The sequence below is a fragment of the Streptomyces sp. NRRL F-525 genome (assembly GCF_000716605.1).
In the GTDB taxonomy this organism is placed as follows: domain Bacteria; phylum Actinomycetota; class Actinomycetes; order Streptomycetales; family Streptomycetaceae; genus Streptomyces.
The window spans coordinates 1-311 of the sequence record NZ_JNXE01000198.1 but is presented as its reverse complement, the minus strand read 5'-3'; the positions used below and the strand labels follow the sequence as shown (position 1 = coordinate 311).

The 311-nt window shown below is 62.1% G+C and carries 1 protein-coding gene; it reads right to left on the bottom strand.

The annotated features are described in order from the left end of the window. Window positions 1-294, bottom strand: a 294-nt coding sequence (locus tag OO69_RS53455) for a hypothetical protein (protein WP_234444727.1), incomplete at its 3' end; no start/stop codon positions are given. Window positions 295-311: the final 17 nt, after the last annotated feature.

The following is a 311-nucleotide window of genomic DNA, read 5'->3' as shown; positions in this document are numbered from 1 at the left end:
CCACTTCGTGAGGCGAGCCTCGTCCACCATGATGATCCGCTTTTGATGCGGGCGCATGTCCCACGTGCCCCGGTACTTGACACCCGGAGAATCGCCGCGGCCGTTGTGGCGCACAGACTGCGCGAGTACCTGCGGATGAAAGAGCCAGCTCAAGTGCTGGAAACGGATCTGCCGAGAGCGCCCGTACACGTTTACGCTGAAGTGAGTGGTGTCGCTAACAGGAGGTGCAAATAGCAGTGTGGCGTTGACGAAGTCTGCATGGAGCCGCAAGTGCCGGTAGGCCGCCGCACGCAAGCGCCCTTCCTTGGCCC